Origin of the sequence: Pedobacter sp. MR2016-19 (assembly GCF_014947265.1) — a bacterium.
In the GTDB taxonomy this organism is placed as follows: domain Bacteria; phylum Bacteroidota; class Bacteroidia; order Sphingobacteriales; family Sphingobacteriaceae; genus Pedobacter.
The window spans coordinates 275,668-294,972 of the sequence record NZ_JADCNK010000001.1 but is presented as its reverse complement, the minus strand read 5'-3'; the positions used below and the strand labels follow the sequence as shown (position 1 = coordinate 294,972).

At 37.3% G+C, this 19,305-nt stretch carries 8 protein-coding genes; all 8 read left to right on the top strand.

All coding sequences use genetic code 11. The features are described 5' to 3' along the window. Positions 1-38 precede the first annotated feature (38 nt). The 8 genes from IM793_RS01255 (at position 39) to IM793_RS01220 (ending at position 19,287) form a co-directional block, all read left to right on the top strand. Complete coding sequence (locus tag IM793_RS01255; protein WP_193419371.1) at positions 39-2,534, top strand: M14 family metallopeptidase; 2,496 nt, start codon at positions 39-41, stop codon at positions 2,532-2,534. Between the two features lie 1,512 nt (positions 2,535-4,046). Beyond that, positions 4,047-7,268 carry a SusC/RagA family TonB-linked outer membrane protein gene (locus tag IM793_RS01250; protein ID WP_193419370.1) on the top strand — a complete coding sequence of 1,074 codons (3,222 nt, stop codon included), beginning with the start codon at positions 4,047-4,049 and terminating at the stop codon, positions 7,266-7,268. Between the two features lie 16 nt (positions 7,269-7,284). Then, positions 7,285-8,712, top strand: coding sequence for a SusD/RagB family nutrient-binding outer membrane lipoprotein (locus IM793_RS01245; RefSeq protein ID WP_193419369.1), 1,428 nt, complete (start codon positions 7,285-7,287; stop codon positions 8,710-8,712). A gap of 480 nt (positions 8,713-9,192) precedes the next feature. Continuing rightward, entirely contained in the window at positions 9,193-12,363 is a 3,171-nt protein-coding gene (locus IM793_RS01240; protein WP_193419368.1) for a SusC/RagA family TonB-linked outer membrane protein, read from the top strand. 11 nt (positions 12,364-12,374) lie between these two features. After that, positions 12,375-13,847, top strand: coding sequence for a SusD/RagB family nutrient-binding outer membrane lipoprotein (locus IM793_RS01235; protein WP_193419367.1), 1,473 nt, complete (start codon positions 12,375-12,377; stop codon positions 13,845-13,847). Positions 13,848-13,867: 20 nt separating this feature from the next. Continuing rightward, positions 13,868-14,509 carry a DUF5011 domain-containing protein gene (locus IM793_RS01230; protein WP_193419366.1) on the top strand — a complete coding sequence of 214 codons (642 nt, stop codon included), beginning with the start codon at positions 13,868-13,870 and terminating at the stop codon, positions 14,507-14,509. Positions 14,510-14,533: 24 nt separating this feature from the next. Next, the gene (locus IM793_RS01225; protein WP_193419365.1) at positions 14,534-15,016 is read left to right on the top strand and encodes a lipid-binding protein; all 483 of its coding nucleotides are present in this window, start codon (positions 14,534-14,536) and stop codon (positions 15,014-15,016) included. A gap of 1,076 nt (positions 15,017-16,092) precedes the next feature. Then, complete coding sequence (locus tag IM793_RS01220) at positions 16,093-19,287, top strand: SusC/RagA family TonB-linked outer membrane protein (protein ID WP_193419364.1); 3,195 nt, start codon at positions 16,093-16,095, stop codon at positions 19,285-19,287. Positions 19,288-19,305: the final 18 nt, after the last annotated feature.

The window sequence follows — 19,305 nt, the reverse complement described above, 5'->3', positions numbered from 1 at the left end:
AAAAAACAAAATTAGTACATTAGGTAAAATTATTACCTATGAAGAGACTCTTAACGTTCTGCTTAATCTCCCTGAGTTCCATTTTTTTTGTACATGCCCAGCTAAAATCTCCTGACGATTTTTTAGGTTATACATTAGGTTCGCACTTTACCCCACATCATAAAGTAGCCGATTATTTTAGGCAAACCGCTGTGGCTTCTGCTAAAAATATGAAGCTTATAGAATATGGTAAAACCAATGAGGGGCGGCCATTAATGGTGGCAGTTATTTCTTCGCCAGAAAACATAACGAAACTGGAACAGATCAGGAACAACAATTTAGCTTTGGCAACCGGTACCAATAATAGTGTTGATCTGACAAGTCAGCCTGCTATACTTTGGTTAAGCTACAATGTGCATGGTAATGAGGCAAACTCTACTGAAACCGCCATGAAGATGCTTTATACCTTGGTTTCGGGTAATAATAAACCTGCTGTTGATTGGTTAAAAAATACAGTTGTAGTGATTGACCCTTGTTTAAACCCAGATGGAAGAGACCGTTATGTGAATTATTTTAACAGTGTTGTAGGTAAAACACCCAATTCCGACCCATTATCAAGAGAGCACATCGAGCCATGGCCAGGCGGCAGACCAAATCATTATTATTTCGATTTAAACCGCGACTGGGCCTGGCAAACACAAATTGAGAGCCAGCAAAGGTTAGCCTTATATAATCAATGGATGCCGCAGGTACATGTTGATTTTCATGAACAGGGTTATAATGAGCCTTACTATTTTGCGCCAGCAGCAGAGCCTGTTCACCATGACATTACATCCTGGCAAAAAAGTTTCCAGGTAGTTGTTGGTAAAAACAATGCCAAATACTTTGATGCCGAAGGCTGGCAATATTTCACCAAAGAGCGTTTCGATCTGCTTTATCCCTCTTATGGCGATACTTATCCTTTGTATAATGGATCAATAGGTATGACCTATGAGCAAGGTGGAATCAGAGCCGGATTATCAGTGGTAACCAATGATGGTGATACGCTAACCCTGAAAGACCGTATCGCACACCACTTTACAACAGGAATGTCGACCCTTGAAGTAACTTCCTTAAACCATGGTAAATTATTAGAGGAGTACAAAAAGTATTTCCAGCAGGAATTAGCCAGTAGTCCGGGTGTTTATAAAAGTTATATTATAAAAGCGACTAATTTATCACGCTTAAAAAAACTGGCAGAACTATTAACCAAAAATAAAATCGAATTTGCCTTTGGTGGTGATAAAGGCGGAAGAGGTTATGATTACGATACCCAAAAGGAAGAAAGTTTTACCATTGCCCGCAATGATTTAATTGTTAACATTCAGCAACCAAGAGCAGTTTTGGCTAACGTTTTATTAGAGCCACAAACCTTTGTAACCGATTCTAATACTTATGATATTACGGCCTGGGCCCTCCCCTATGTGTACGGATTAAAGGGGTACGCCAGTAAAGAAAGTATTAAAGGGAAATATTCAGCAATTGAAGATCCCAAAATAATCAATAATGAGCTTGACAAACCGCTGGCCTGGTTGTTTAGTTGGGGAACAAGCGAAGATATTCAGGTTTTAACAGCGCTGCAAAAAGAAAATATAAAAGTAAGGCAGGCTGATCAGCCACTCGCTGTAAATGGAAAAGACTATCCTGCAGGAACCCTAATTGTATTGAGGGCTGAAAACGAAAGACTGGTAAAAGGGATGAAAGATAAGGTTACGTCTATTTCAAAAACTTTGAACATGCCAATACAGGCTGTTAGCAGTGGTTTTGTAGAAAAAGGGAAAGATTTTGGCTCTAATGTTTACCCTTTGTTAAAACAGCCTAAAATTGCCATTGTGTCTGGTATGGAGGTTTCTTCACTCGCGTTTGGTGAAGCCTGGTTTTTTCTTGAGCACGATTTAAATCTTTCTCCAAGTATTATTAATGCTAAGGAGTTGAATAACCTGGATATTAATAAGGTAAACACTTTGATTTTGCCCGATGGAAGTTACAGCGCTTTTATAGGCGATGGTTTAACCGCATGGCTAAATAAGGGAGGAAGGTTGATTTTGATGGAAGATGCCATTGAAAGTGTATTAGAGAAAAAAGGTTTTGATATTAAAAAGAAGGAGGCTGTTGTAAAAAAGGATGAAAAGCCAGAGGCAAACAAACTGCTTTTCAAGAATAAGGATAAAGACGATTTCGAAACGACAATACCTGGTGCAATTTATCGGATCAATCTCGATGCAAGTCACCCGTTTTCTTATGGCCTGGGTAAAACATATTATAGCTTAAAAACAGACCGTAAGATCTACGAGCCTTTTGTTAAAGGTTGGAATGTGGGCTTAATTAACGAAAAAAGTTTAATGGCCGGTGTAGTAGGTAAAAAAGCAAGGGAAGAGCTTAAAACCGGTCTTTTAATCGGGGTACAAGATTTCGGACGTGGACAGGTAGTTTATTTGGCTAACGATCCTCTTTTCAGAAATTTTTGGGAAGGCGGTAAGACGCTTTTTGGAAATGTCCTGTTTTGTAGTTATTAGTGCATGCAACATGTCGCCTGTTTAAATTTTTTTAACAAATATAAATTGCCTTTTGCTGTCACACTGAGGGATGATTTATTTTATAAAAATCAATATAAAAGGACAGGAGAATTTTTAACGAACTGTAAACTGTGAGGAATCGTCATTGCGAGTAATCATCAGGTCTGTGGCCTGAAAAAAATAGGAATGATGTCCTATATTCGCTTTTTAACGTATTAGGTTTAAGATTTTGCATCCTGCAAAACTCATTGAGCTAAGATGTCTAAGGTGGTTAATTAAAGACTACGCAGTTTAATTAACCACCTTAGACACCTAAGAACACCTAATTCATTAAATAATCCTTTAGGCTTTCACACCATATAAGAACATGTAAGCTTATATGGTCCTTAAATGTCTTATATGGTCAAAAAAATAAACACTAAATATCAGTTGTTTACATAAACGTCATTATAAGAAGGCTTTTTTCAGCCGACGAAGCAATCTTACAACGATGGCTACTAGTGTGCGCATTAAGATTGCTTGGTTCCTCGAAATGACTATTTTCTATTGGAGTCTGTCAATGGTAGCGTAGTCGATTGCTTTATTAATGTGTTGGAATGGTCTTCGACTACGCTCAGACTGACATAAGAAATAAATTTTATTTAATTTCAAATAGGCTCTTAGTGATGTCATTTTTAATCAGGTTAAGAGCAATCATGCAAATACCTTAGATAAAAGTTCAGTATTCCCTCTACGTTTCCTGTTACTATCCTCTTGGAAAGCAACATCAGGCAACCAATGCAGTAAGTTTTCAATCCTCCCGGTTGAAATGAACCTTACGGTTATCTTGACGGCATCAGCATCTATGCTAGAAATTATAATATGGTTTTTCTTTTTGTTCAGTTTGTGAAGCTTAGAGGTAGCGGATACTTATCCGGCCAGGCAAATGGCTTTTAAACCTAATTACCATTCCTGTTTTGATTCCCTGTTAAACGCCATCTTGTTCTAATTCACAGCAGCAGCTGACAGATGATATTGTAATGAAAATAATATCTTCTAAAAAATGCTCTTAGTTCTGTCTATCCCGGAATCGGTTAATGACGAAGAATAGTCAATTGGAATTTCCATTGTTTTTTGCTAAAGTAAAGCGAATTTAACTTTGTATGGTTTTTTTTAATTATCAGCATGTTTTTGTGGGTTTACTGATTTTTTCTATTGTTGTGGTGAATTTTTCTATTTTTTGATGATAAATTTAGAATTTATTGTTTAATAGTGATTTTTTTGGTGCTTAAATTGTATTTTTATAGTTTTTTGATTTAAAAATATATACATTTTTCAGTTATTTATGTATAATAAATACTATTTATATTTTTATTGTTGCTTTTTAAGTAAAATTATAGTGAGTTATTGGTTTGAATGTCACATGTTTGATGTTTTTTAGTGATTTTTTGTTAAAATTTGTTAAAAAAAAGTTTTTTAACTGAATTTTAACGCTTAGATTAGTCGAATCAATAACTAAACTATTTCTTAATTATGAAAAAACTTTTACCGAGTTTGTTCATCTGTATGTTTTTTGCACTAGCGGCAATGGCACAGGATCGAACTATTACCGGAACAGTTACGTCTTCAGAAGACAAACTGCCAATCCCTGGAGTAAGTGTAAAAATTCAGGGAGCCACAGGGGGCACCTCAACCAGCGCTGACGGAAAGTTCTCCATTAAAGTCGCATCAGACGCTAAAATTATTGTATTTTCCTCAATCGGGTTTGCAACTCAATCCAAACCGATTGGAAGTTCAAATGTAATCAATGCTGTCTTATCTTCAGATGCTAATGCTTTGGATGAAGTTGTGGTAACTGCTTTGGGCCAGGTTAGGAAGAAAAATACCTTGTCTTACGCCGCGCAGCAGGTAAAAGGCGAAGAACTTACACAAACACGGTCATCAAACGCAGCGTCTGCGCTATCAGGTAAAGTATCTGGTTTGCAAATTATTCAAGGCAATGCAATTGGTGGATCAACCAATGTCGTAATCAGAGGGAGTAAGTCTTTAACAGGGAATAATCAGGCATTATTTGTCGTTGATGGTGTTCCGGTCGACAATTCAAACAATAATTCTACTAACCAGAGAACAGGAAGAGGTGGTTACGATTATGGAAATGCGGCAGCGGATATCAATCCTGACGATATTGAATCGGTTAACGTGCTTAAGGGAGCTGCAGCAAGTGCACTTTATGGCTCCAGAGGAGCGAATGGTGTAATTATGATCACTACAAAAAGCAGGAAGAGTAAAGGCATGGGAATTACGATTAATAGTGGTTTAACCGTCGGAACAATTGACAAATCAACTTTTCCGGAGTATCAAACTGAATATGGTGCCGGGTATTCAAGCGGATACGAAAGTGGAGATGGCTTTTTATTGATTGATGTTCAGGGTAATGGTGTTAAGGAAAGAGTTGTTCCTACTTCTGAAGATGCATCTTACGGGGCAAAATTTGATCCAAACCTACTTGTGTATCAATGGGATTCCTTTGATCCGTATTCTCCTAATTATAAGAAAAAAACGCCATGGGTTGCTGCTGCAAATAATCCATCAACATTTTACGAGACAGCAATTTCTAATAACAATAATATAATATTTGATGGTGCATCCGATAAAGGGACAATCAAACTGGGCTATACCAGAAGTGATGACCGGGGAACGTTGCCCAATAGTAAAATCATTAAAAATATATTGAATTTTGGCTCTACTTACCAAATTACCGATCGGTTAACCGCGTCGGCACTTGCGAATTATTCAAAAATTGAGGGTTTGGGTCGATATGGGTCAGGGTATAGTGGGTTAAATGTGAACCAAAATTTTAGACAATGGTATCAAACCAATGTTGATATGATGGCTCAAAAGGATGCTTACTTTAGAAATAAGCAAAATGTTTCATGGAATTGGGCTGACCCTTCTACGCCTGCAGGCCTGGTACCTAAATACACTGATAATTATTATTGGACAAGGTACCAGAATTATGAAAATGATACCAGGAGCAGGATTTTTGGTAATGCGTCTTTAAATTATAAGGCTACTGACTGGCTAAATATTCTCGGACGTGTTTCTTTAGATAATTACAATGAATTTCAGGAAGAAAGGGTTGCTGTAGGAAGTCAGGGAGCAGCTTCTTATGCCCGGACGGATAGGTCGTTCAACGAAACAAATTTTGACCTTATCGCAAACTTTGATAAAAATGTAACGAAGGACCTTAATTTGAAAGCATTGCTTGGAGGTAATATCAGAAAGAGTTTATTAAACAGCGTTTTTTCTACAACAAATGGAGGATTAATTGTGCCAGGGCTTTATAGTATTTCTAATTCGGTTGGTGCCGTAGCGGCCCCTATAGAAAACTATCAGCCTAAAGAAGTTGACGGATTTTTTGGCGGAGCTACCCTGACCTATAATGAATCTTTAACATTGGAAGGTACTTTTAGAAGAGATAAATCTTCTACACTTCCAGAAGGTGGAAATGCATATAACTATTATTCGGTTGCCGGCAGCTGGTTGTTCTCTCAGCAGCTAAAGGGTAAAGTTGACTGGATATCATCCGGAAAACTACGTGTCAACTATGCTACAGTTGGAAACGATGCACCTTGGGGAAGTACCAAAAATGTTTATACTTCTCAAAATCTATTTGGATCAAGCATTTTATTTGCATATCCTTTTACTACAAATAATCCTTCATTGAAACCTGAAAAGACAGAAAGCAGTGAGATTGGTTTAGATATGGCATTTTTGGATAACCGCATTGGTTTTGATGCTTCATATTACCTAACAAAAACAAAAAATCAAATTATACCGGTTGCGGTTTCTGCTGCAACAGGATTTACCAATACCTATGTTAATGCTGGCGTGATAAGAAATAATGGTGTCGAGGTTTCATTGTATGGTTCACCAATCAAAACGCAAGATTTTTCCTGGAACATTAACATCAATTGGACAAAAAACAACAGTAAGGTTTTGGAATTGTATAATGATAGTAAAAATTTACAGTTAGCTAGTTTTCAGGCTGGTATAAGTGTTAATGCTACTTTAGGTCAGCCATATGGAACCATTCAGGGTAAAGATTATGTTTATAATGCAAACGGGCAAAAAGTTATTGGTGCAGATGGATATTATAAAATAACATCAAGTACAACGAATGTTATCGGCAATATTAACCCAAAATGGATTGGTGGTATTTATAATAGCTTTAAATATAAAAACGTATCCTTAGGGTTCTTAATCGACATCCGTTCTGGGGGCAATGTTTGGTCATTAGATCAATTTTATGCTACCTATACTGGTATTTTACCAAATACTGTTGGTTTAAACGATCTGGGTAATCCCGTAAGGAATCCGGTAACTAATGGTGGAAACAGCGGAGGCGTTATTTTAGATGGTGTAACAGAAAACGGTCAGGTTAATACTAAACGTGTCGTGATAGATGCCAATTCTCCTACCCTTCCACAATCGGCATTCTCATACGATGCCAGTTATGTAAAATTAAGAGAAGCTACATTAACCTACTCTTTTCCAAAAGCCATGATTTCAAAATGGGGACCTGTTAAAGGGATTGATCTTTCTGTTTTTGGAAGAAATTTGTGGATTATCCATAAAAATCTCCCTTATTCAGATCCGGAAGAGAATTTGTCTTCTGGAAATGCCCAAGGGATACAAAGTGGTGCATATCCAACAACCAGGACAATAGGGATTAATGCAAAGCTATCATTCTAATTAAATCAACAATAAAATGAAAAAATCAATCATATTTTTTGCAATGCTTGTTTCTCTTACAGCTTGTAAAAAGAATATTACATCACTTAATATTGATACCAAACGGCCATCAGAGGTTCCTGCTGCGACTTTGTTTTCATTCGCAACCAAATCTTACAGCGATGTTGTTACGAGTGCCAGTGTTAATACCAATGTTTTTAGGTTTACTACAAGTCAATGGGCAATGGTAACGTATCAGGATGAAGCCCAGTACGACTTTGGTACCAGAAATATTCCTCAGGCATGGTGGACTACGATGTATAGAGAAGTACTCCAAAATCTAACGCAATCATCAACCATTATAAAGGCCAATGCTACATTAAACGCTGGTATAAAATCAAATCAACTGGCAATTATTGATATCATGCAAGTGCTGGCCTTTAGTACACTGGTTAATACTTTTGGCAACGTGCCTTATAGCCAGTCGATAGATCAACAAAATCTTTTTCCGAAATATGATGATGCGAAGACGATTTCGTTAGATCTATTAAAAAGATTAAATACCGACATAGCCCAACTCAATACGGCTAATGCAGGATTTTCTGCAAGTGAGGACCTTATTTTTCAAGGGGATATTTCAAAATGGATAAAATTTGGTAACTCTTTGCGGATGCAACAAGCTTTAATTTTAGCAGATGCAGACAATACAATTGCCAAAACTGCTGTAGAAGCATCAGATGCAGGTGCAATTTCTGCCGATGTGGATAATGCAGCTTTTAAATATCTGGCAGGTGCACCAAACCAAAACCCACTTTATGTTGATATTGTTACGGGTGGGCGTGGTGATTATGTGGCCGCAAAAGATTTGGTAGACAAATTGTTAGCGCTGGCAGACCCTCGTTTACCGCAGTATTTTGGTACCAATGCAAACGGCGCCTATGTTGGTGGTATAGTTGGGCAGGTGAATACGATATCTGCTGTTTCTAAACCTGGACCTAAAGTTTATGCTCCTGATGCGCAAACCTTGCTGATGGATTATGTAGAAACTGAATTTAATAGAGCAGAAGCTGCTGAAAGAGGATATGCTGTTAGCGGTAATGCACAAACGCATTACAATAATGCGATTACGGCATCAATTTTATATTGGGGAGGTACTGCTACAGACGCATCCACTTATCTGGCAAATCCACAGGTTTCCTATACAACGGCATCAGGTACCTGGAGAGAAAAAATAGGTGTCCAAAAATGGATCGCTCTTTATAACAGGCCTTTTAATTGCTGGACAGAGTTAAGAAGATTGGATTTTCCAAAAATTACTGCACCAGTAGGAGCTAAATCTGGTTTTCCTAACAGATTGAGCTATCCAAGCAATGAACAGCAATTAAATGGCAGTAATTACAGTCAGGCTTCTGGTGCAATTGGAGGAGATGTTGTAACTACAAAATTGTTTTGGGATAAATTTTAGAAAGGGAATGATGTTTTGACGTCAGGAATGTACTTTTAAGAGGTTTTGTTATATCAAACCCGTTTAGAAGTGGCTTTCCATAATTTTATTTATAAGATGCTAAAAGGGCTGTCCGAAAAGATCGGATAGCCCTTTTATTATTCGGGGATCTGACGTAAAAAATTTCTTGCATCCGATTGCGGTTTTTGACTAATGTTTTATTAGCATCCCACCCTTTGTACCTGATTTTATACTTATGATGGGAAAAACCTTATTTGGGGGCTAATTTTTGGCGGGTATTAACGGTAAAGCTTAAAAACAGGTTGATAGTTACTAATTTTTTAGTTAAAATGTTTGATTAGCAAAAAAGTTACGATTATGAAACAGGCCTTGAGGGGCATTTAGGAAGCTGCAAGTTAAAAAAGGTTAAAATAAATTTGCTTCAAGAATTAACTAACTCTAATTTAGTACTTTATTTTACACATAACTAACCTATTTACTATGAAAAAACTTCTACAGAGTTTGTTCATTGTCCTGTTTTTCGCGATGAGCGCAATGGCACAGGATCGAACAATCACAGGAACAGTTACGTCTTCAGAAGACAAGCTACCAATTCCTGGAGTAAGCGTAAAAATTCAGGGGACCGCTGGTGGTACCTCTACAGATGCGAATGGAAAGTTCTCCATCAAAGTTTCATCAAATGCTAAAACAATCGAGTTCTCCTCAATTGGATTTGCAACTCAAACCCGTCCAATCGGAAGCTCGAGTGTGATTAATGCCGTTCTAGCTACTGATTCTAAAGCCTTAGGTGAGGTTGTGGTAACAGCGTTAGGAGTTAATAAGGCTACAAAAACTTTAGGCTATTCTCAAAGCACTTTTAAATCAGCTGAGGTTAATGCTTCTGCACCAGCGAGTTTATTTGGTGGTTTGCAGGGTAAGGTTGCAGGGGTAAACATTTCTAATACTTCTGGTGCTCCGGGAGGATCAACCAAAGTTATTTTAAGGGGTTATTCTTCAATAACTGGTAGTAACCAACCCCTTTATGTTGTGGATGGTGTGCCTTTAGATAACTCAACCGCAGGTTCAGATGATAATTATGACTTTGGTAACAATGCGAACGACATTGATCCGAACAACATCGAAAGCATCAGTATTTTAAAGGGATCTGCAGCAACAGCATTATATGGTTCCCGCGGATCGAATGGTGTTTTAATTGTAACCACCAAAAAAGGAGCTGCTGGTAAATTGAAAGTAGACCTTTCTACCTCAACCACCTTAACTAATGTTGCCTCGGTTTATAAACCTCAGGATCAGTTTGGTCAGGGCTGGGATGGTACTTACATTCCTTCTGAGAATGGTAACTGGGGCCCAAAATATGATGGGCAGTTGAGATCATGGGGAGCCATAGTTGATAACTCTCAACTGTTAAAACCTTACTCTTTCATTAAAAACAATGTGAGGGATGCACTAACTACTGGTGTTGAGTTAAATAATAATATTGCCTTGAGTGGAGGAAACGATAATAGCACGGCTTATTTTTCTTATGGTAATATTTATAGCAATGGTTATCTTCCATCGGATAATGATTCTTACAAAAGAAATAACTTTACCTTAAAAGGTTCAACCAAATATGGAAAATTCTCTGCTGATGCATCCTTAAACTATGTTGGTAAAACCACTAAATTTATCAATCAGGGTGGCGGCGATTCTGGCATTGGTTCTTCATTTTATGAAGAGATTCTACAAATCCCAGGAGATATTCCGATTAAAGACCTTCAGGATTATAAAAACAAGTTCTTTAACGTAGATAACTATTTTACCCCGTATGCAGAAAATCCTTACTACGCCCTTTATGAAAATGGCAGTAGGTATAAGAGCGACCGTGTATATGGAAATATTAATTTAAACTTTAAAGCAACAGATTGGTTAAGTTTTCAGTTCCAGCAAGGTGCCGATGTTGATAATGCCATTAGTAAAATCTGGCACAATAAAAATGCGCCAAGCCCAGGTAGCTATAATGATGGTGGAAACATTGAGGGTTCTAAAAGAGCGGCTGATGTTGGTGATGTAATCGAGGGGTCTGTAAAAACTTTTGAGTACGATACAAAATTAAATGCCCTTTTTAATAAAGAACTGAATAGCCATTTCGATTTAGATGGTTTAATCGGTGTGAACTATAATGATCGTGGTTCGAGAGTATTAAGTACAGGTATCGAAAATTTGGCAATACCGGGTTTTTATCAGATCAATAACTCTGCAAATAAACCAACATCAACCAATGCAGAATCTCATCGCCGTTTATTTGGTGCTTACGCTTCTGCCACCCTTGGTTACAACAAATATTTGTATTTAACTTTAACAGGAAGAAACGACTGGTCATCAACACTTCCACAGGATAATAATAACTACTTCTACCCTGCTACCAGTTTAGCTTTCATTGCTTCTCAGGCTATCGATTTAACTAAAACACCAATCAGCTTTTTAAAATTAAGAGCGAGTTATGGTGAAACTGGTAGTGATACCGACCCTTACCGTGTATTTAATACCGCTACCAGAACATCATCGCCATTAGGTTTTGGAACGTTGACCTTCCCTATTTTTGGTGTTCCAGGATATTCAATTTCTAATCAGTTGAACAGCAATAACTTCAAGCCTGAGCGCGTGCAAGAGGTTGAGTTAGGTGCAGAGATCAGGTTCTTAAAAGACCGTATTGGTATTGACGCAACTTATTACAACAAATTAAGAAAAGATCAGATTATCCCATTACCTATTGATCCGGCAACAGGTTATTCTTCTTACATCGTTAACTTTGGTTCGGTTCGTAACAAAGGTGTAGAAATTGCAGTAAATATCAAACCAATTAAAACGACAGATATCGACTGGAACTTAAACTATACGTTTACAAAAGAAAACAGTAAAGTAACCGAATTACCTATCGGATTAGATAAAGTAGTTTTAAATTCGGCTTACGATGCACAATTTGTAGCCCGCGTTGGTCAACCACTAGGTATTATTGAAGCTCCTACCCGTACTTATAGCCCAAGTGGTCAGGTTATTGTAGATGCAAATGGTTACCCAGTATATTCTTCTGAAAATGTAAGCTTTGGTTCTACAGTTCCAGATTTCGTTATGGGATTAAGCAATCAATTCCGTTATAAAGATTTTTCACTTTCATTTACCTTAGACTGGCATAAAGGTGGTGTGTTTTATTCAGGAACAGCTGATTTATTAAACTTCGTAGGTGCTGACGCAAAAACGACTTATAACGATCGCCGCCCTTTCATTGTTCCTAATTCGGTTCGGAAATTAGCAGATGGTACTTATGTAGAAAATACCACTCCAATAACAGAAGCCAATACGGATGATTTTTATTACACTACATCAAATAAGGCCGATGCTTATGCCAACCGTATTTTGGACAGATCTTTCCTGAAATTAAGAGAAGCAACTTTAAGTTATAACCTGCCTAAATCTATTGTGGGCAAGGTTGGAGCACAAAGAGCATCAATCTCTGTTTTTGGAAGAAATTTAGTAACCTGGCTGGCTAAAACAAACAAGACTATCGATCCGGAGGTTTCTAACTTTGGAAATGATTTAGGAAGTGAATTTGGTGAGTTTAGAACTGCTCCTCCGGTTAGGTTCTTTGGCGCATCAGTAAAAGTTTCATTTTAATCTATCTCGTAATGAAAAATAATCACATAAAATATAAAGCGCTGATATTATCAGCAATGGTGTTTCTTGCTTTTGGATGCAAGAAAACGCTAGATATTAACGTAAGTCCGAATAACCCTTTAATTGAAACGACTACACCTGAGGTGTTATTTCCTTCAGCAGTAATGTCAACAGCGGGTCGTGTTGGTGGCGAACTTACTATTCTTGGCGGCATATGGTCGCAGTATTTTACACAGGCAAATGCGTCAAACCAGTACAAAACCATTGATGCTTATGCGCTAACGCGTAACGACTTGAATGGTAGTTATAATGAACTGTTTTCTGGTGCCTTGGCCGATTATCAACTGGCGATAAACCTGGCTGTAGCGAAGAGCGATTGGCGCTATAATTTGATGGCTACAGTAATGAAAGCTTATACCTACCAGGTATTGGTAGATTTGTATGATAAAGTTCCATATACCGAAGCATTAAAAGGTATTGATAATCTACAGCCTAAATTTGATGATGGCTATACGATTTATGTAGGACTACTTGCTGAAATAGACGCAGCCCTTGCTAAAGACTATTCAAGCGTTGCATTAAGTAGCGAGCAGAAGAAAACAGATTTTCTTTTTGGTGGTGATATGGATCTCTGGACTAAATTTGCAAACACCCTGAAATTAAAAATGTATTTGAGGATGGTTAATGCAAAACCTGCTGAAGCACAGGCCGGCATCACTAAATTATATACTGATGGGGCAAACTTTTTAACCACTGGTGCAGGTATCGCTACATTTGATGATACACCTGATAACAGTAATCCTTTTTACGAATACAATGTTCGCCGTTTAAATACCACTACAAACTTAAGGGCAAGTAAAACATTTACGAGTTGGTTAGCGCTTAAAAACGATCCGAGAGCTAAATATTATTTTAATTCACTAAGTCCAGTACCGATGAATCAAGGTGATTATACTGCAACAGCAATCGAACAGCCAACATATGCTAGTGCAAGTGTTTTTGTACAAACGGCTAAAGATCCTGTTTGGTTTATTTCTGCTGCAGAATCTTATTGGATGCAGGCTGAGGCTTTGGAACGTTATTTTGGCGGCGCAGGTGCTGCGGCGATGTACCAAAGTGGAGTTATAGCGGCTTTTGCCCAGGTTGGACTAGGAGACGATGTAATTCCTTCCGATTACTTAACCTACCCAACAGGTTCTTTTGAACAAAGATTGGAGAAAATTATTGTTCAAAAATGGGCCTCTTTTGCAGGTTCACATAGCCTGGAAGCCTTTTTTGAGCAACAACGTACCGGGTATCCTAAAAAAAGCGATGTGTATTCAACTGATGGCAATTATATTGCTGGCCAGTGGGTGTATTCAAAAAACGGTGTTACTTCGGGCTTGTTGCCTAAGCGTTTGGTATTTCCTGCATCATCAAGAGATAGAAATAGCAACACGCCAGCAGAGGTGCCGATTACGACTAAAGTTTGGTGGGGTAAGTAAACATTTTAATCTATAGCAAAATGAAAAAATATTTAATATTAATTATACTGGGGATTATAGGTATGACCTATAGTTCTTGTAAGAAAGATGATTTTAACTATCCTGAGGGATATGTTGGGATATCTAAAGTGACAAAGTATGCTACCTTTACCATGAAAGGAGATGCTTACCAATCGCTAGTAAAGGGGGCTACGTATACTGAGCAAGGCGTAACAGCCAAGGAAGGCAGTAGCGACCTAACTGTTAAGGTCTCTGGTTCAGTTAATACAGCAGTAGTGGGATTATATATTATCACTTATAGTGCAACTAATGGAGATGGTTTTCCGGCTACAGTTAATCGTTATATCGCGGTACTACCTTCATCTGAAGTTGCTGGATCAAACATTGCCGGCGATTATAATTATGCTACTGGGGGAACAACATCAACAATTACTAAGTTGGCACCAGGATTTTATCAGGCTGATAATATTTGGTCGGCAGCAACAACAATATCAGCTTATCTCCTCTCGGTTGATGGACAAAGTGTCATTATTCCAACACAAGCAAATGCTTTTGGTACGTTAAGCGGAACCGGCACTTTGGTAGGAACAAGCTTAAAGTACGTTGTTAGTATTCCTGAGCAAGGCATCAGTAATTCAACCAGAAGCTGGGTTAAGAAATAAGATCGATTATTAAAATAAAACACGATGAAAAAATATTTTTATATACTAACACTTTTTGTACTAAGCATATCTGCTTGTAAAAAAGATGAGCCTGTTGGAGGCACAGCAGTACAAGATCTGTCTGGTGAGTGGTGGGTACAGATTGATGGTGAAGGTGATTATTATGGTATATCCACTTATAATACGGCCGATAATTCATCAACACAAATGTGGTTGAATTTAACTAAACTTTATGGTAATGCTGATAATACAGTTTTTGGTAAGGTAAATGTAAATTTGGATAGCAAAACCTTCACAGGGCAAAATATCGCTAACGCAGGTACATACCCTGGGGGCTTAACCTTTACGGTAACCAACGGGAAAATAACACCTAATGGCGCGGTTGGCCCATCATCTAAAGCACAAACTGATGCGATATCATTGGATGTTGTTTTTTCGGATGATGCAGGAACAGTTTATCATCTTAAAGGTTACCACCGCACTAAGTTTGTTGGCGACGATCATTAACCCAATGTTGGGTCGTCAAAATTTTTAGGATACCTAAAAATTCTTTAAAGATAGAACAAAAAGGAGCATGAGACTACGGTTTTATGCTCCTTTTTATTATTTGAAGGTGCCAGAGAACGTTTATGTTATTTCAGTAACAAACTCCATTTATTCCGATTTTTTCTCTAGACCTGCTTCATTAATTTATCAAACTTACAATCATCAATATTATTAGAGCCTGTTTAAAATTAAATAATTTATTTTGCATGTCAGTCTGAGCGTAGTCGAAGACCATTTCAACGTATTAATAAAGCAATCGACTAACACTATCATAGACAGAATCAATCAGTACGGCCGTCATTCTCGCGCAGGCGGGAATCTTAAAGCGCTTGCATTACGATTATTCATAAGTTTCCATTGTTTCAAAGGCATTCATGAGCACTCCGTGGTTCCCAATCAAGTTGGGAATGACGATTCCTGGCAGCCTATAATCCGCTAAAAATCTGTCATTCATGTTGATTTATACTATAAATTACCCTTCAGTGTGACAGCAAAAGGCCATTTATATTTGTTATAAAAATTTAAATAGGCTCTTAATGTAACTCCTAAGTATCTATTACGGGGCTACGTCATGATCCATGTTAGAAACCTTGTGAAATTGGTCATTATTGAGGTAATTAGGAAATCGGACTGTACCGTTTTGAAATGGCACCTTAGTTCAGGTACTACAACAACAATGCTTCTATTAAGCTAATAAAAGATTTTATAGCTGATGAACAATGTAAATATGGCCATACAAAGCCAGATCCGGCAATTTAAACCATAATGATTTTGGCACGGTTTTTTTAATCTAAATAATGCTCTTGCCGCCTATTAACGTCAATTTCTGCTCATTTGGGGATAAAATATGATTATATTAACCAACAATCTCGCGCATTCTGTAGAAAATTTCCCCAATCCGCCTTTTTAATCAGACATTATTATTGTCAAAATAAAGTCATTATCTGCCAAATTTGTTAAATTTTGTTAAATTATTACTCTGCTCTATTATATTAGCGGTTTAAATAAATAATCATTAACTAACCTATTTTCAAATTATGAAAAAACTTCTACAAAGTTTGTTCATACTTATGTTCATTGCTGTAACAGCAATGGCACAAGAAAGAACAATCACTGGTACAGTTACATCCAAGGATGATGGATTACCAATTCCTGGTGTAAGTGTTACGATTACTGGAGCTAAAAGCGGAACACAGACTTCCGCTGATGGTAAATTCAGTCTTAATGTACCATCTGGTACTTCAAGTTTAAAATTTTCGTTCTTGGGTTTTCAAGCTCAAACTGTTGCCATTCCAGCTAGTGGTATTTTAAGAGTTTCTTTAGCTTCTGATCAACAACAACTTGGTGAAGTTGTAATTACTGGTGCATTAGGAATTCAAAGACAGAAAAAAGAACTTGGATACGCAGCTGCAACGGTTGGAAATGCTACTTTGAATGCAGGTAACGCAGTTAATTTAGCAACTGGTTTACAGGGGAAAGTATCGGGTTTAAATATCGCTACAACTAATAGCGGTGTGTTCGAAAACGTTAAAATTAACCTTCGTGGTATCCGTTCATTAACTGGAAACAATAACCCGTTATTGTTGTTGGATGGTGTTCAAACTGACATCAACTATCTATCGTCATTAAATCCTAATGACATTCAGGATGTTTCTGTACTAAAGGGTGCAGCTGGTGCTGCGGTTTATGGTTCTGATGCCAGAAACGGTGTAATTATCGTTACAACCAAAAAAGGTACTAAAGATGGAAAACCTGTTGTAACCGTTAGTAACTCAACTCAATTTCAGGATATCAGCTTTTTCCCTAAATTCCAAGAAGGTTTTGGTTTAGGTGGTGGTGGTAATAACGCTAAACTTGGTGATTATACTTCTATTGAGAACTGGTCATGGGGCCCTGCTTATGATGGTTCACAAGTTCAGATCGGACCTGATTTAACTGGAATTACAGATCCTGTTTATGGACCATTAACTACTCAACATGTAACATACAGTCCTGTTAATGATAGAAAAGAATTTTTTAAAACAGGTTCTGTCATTCAGAATAATGTTTCTTATGGAGATAAAGACTTCTTTTTATCTTTACAAGATGCAAACATCAAAGGAATTGTTCCTGATGATAAAAACCGTAGAACAGGTATCCGTTTAAATGCGTCTAGAGAATATGGCCGTTTAAAAGTTGCTTTAAATACAAATTACATCCAGCAAAACTATAATATCTTCGATGCAGAAGGTATGGCTGATTTTAACTCTTCTCAAAATATCGGTTTGAATCAGGGTTTAATGAACTTGTTGTTTAACACCGCTGGTTATATTCCTCTTAATAACTATAAAGATTTTAAAAACGATCCTTATTCTTCATATAACTATTATTACACAGATTACGGGTTGAATCCTTATTTTGCTATCGATAACTGGCGTAAAACAGGTAAGAGAGCAGATTTAGTTACCAACTTAAATTTAGATTTTAAAATTACCGACTGGGTTAGCTTAAGCTATCGCGCTGGATTAACTACTCAGGCTACAGACGAAAGAAGAACTTCTCAAGGTGAACAACCAAACGATTTTGGTGTTCAAACCAGAGGTTTTGGAACAATTTCATCAAATGTACAAGAACGTTCTTTCAGATCAGAAAGATTATCATCAGAGTTATTTGCTAATTTTAACAAACAAATTAATGATGATTTCAAAATCACTGGTGTTTTAGGTACCTATGTTCGTCAGGATAAAGCACGTGATACACGTGTTGGTGCTGTTCAACTAGTAGTTCCTGATTTATATAATATTTCTCAACGTGTTGGTGAGTTAACAGGATCTTCTCCATCAAGACAAAGCCGCCTATTTGCGCTTTATGGTAGTGCTGCTTTGAGTTATAAAGGTTGGGCTAATATTGAGGTTACGGGAAGAAATGAACAGACATCTGTTTTGGCTGACAATCTAAATAGCTATTTTTACCCAGGTGTTACTGCTTCATTTATCGTAACGGATGCAATTGATGCATTAAAAGGAAATAAAGTGCTTTCATATTTAAAGTTAAGAGGTGGTTGGAATAAAACAGGTAACGCTGATATTTCTCCTTACCAATTGGCGGCAACTTTTTCTCAGGGCGGTGGTTTCCCGTATGGAACAACACCAGGTTATAGCGCGGATAATACCATTTATAACCCATTATTAAGACCAGAGTTTATTAAGAGTATTGAAGCTGGTTTTGAGGCAGGATTCTTAAATAACAGAATTAGCCTTGAGGCAACTTATTTCCACCAAACAATGACTGATCAGATTATCCCGATCAACTTATCTTTGGCTACTGGTTATTCAAGTGCTTACGTGAATGCGGCATCTTTCATCAACAAAGGTGTTGAGATGGATTTAGGGTTAACTCCGCTAGTAGATTTAGGTCAGGTAAGGATTAACTTTAAGGTTAATGCAACTTATAACAATAGTAATGTTACTGAAGTTTATCCTGGTTTAGATCAGATCTCTATTGGTGGTTACACTTCAGCAGGTAACTATGCTATCAAAGGTTATCCAGCTTTTATGGTTAGGGCAACAGATTATTTAAGAGATGAACAAGGAAGGGTAATTGTTAGTGCATTAACAGGTGCACCAACTGCGGATCCTAATACTAAGATTTTCGGAAACTCAATGCCGAAATGGATTGTTGGTTTAAATCCGTCTATTCGTTGGAAAGGCTTAAATATTTCTGCATTGTTTGAGTATAAAGGTGGTTACATGGCATACAGTGATATAGGTAATGCAATGTCTTGGACTGGTGTTTCTGCGCTTTCTGCTATTAATAACCGTGAGAGATTTGTTTTCCCTAACTCTTCTATATTAGTTAACGGTCAATATGTAGCAAACACTAATGTTACCTTAAATAACCCAGAAACATTCTTTACAGGTGTTGCAAGAAATGTGTCAAGTAACTATTTGTTTAGTGCTGCATCTTGGAGATTCCGTGAATTATCTATCGGTTATGATATTCCAGTATCAGTTTTCGGTAGTCAAAAAGTAGTTAAAGCATTAAATGTTGCATTAACCGGAAGAAATTTATTTTTATGGTTGCCAAAATCAAACATGTACACAGATCCAGATTTTACATTTAGCCCAGCCGCAAGCGATTTCGGTAGCGGAAGTACAACTGGCGTAACAACAGGAAACCAAAGTGGTATTAGTAACTCAACCATTAACCCTCCTGTAAGAACTTTTGGTGGTAGTGTTACAATTACATTTTAGTGATTAAATTAAACAGAA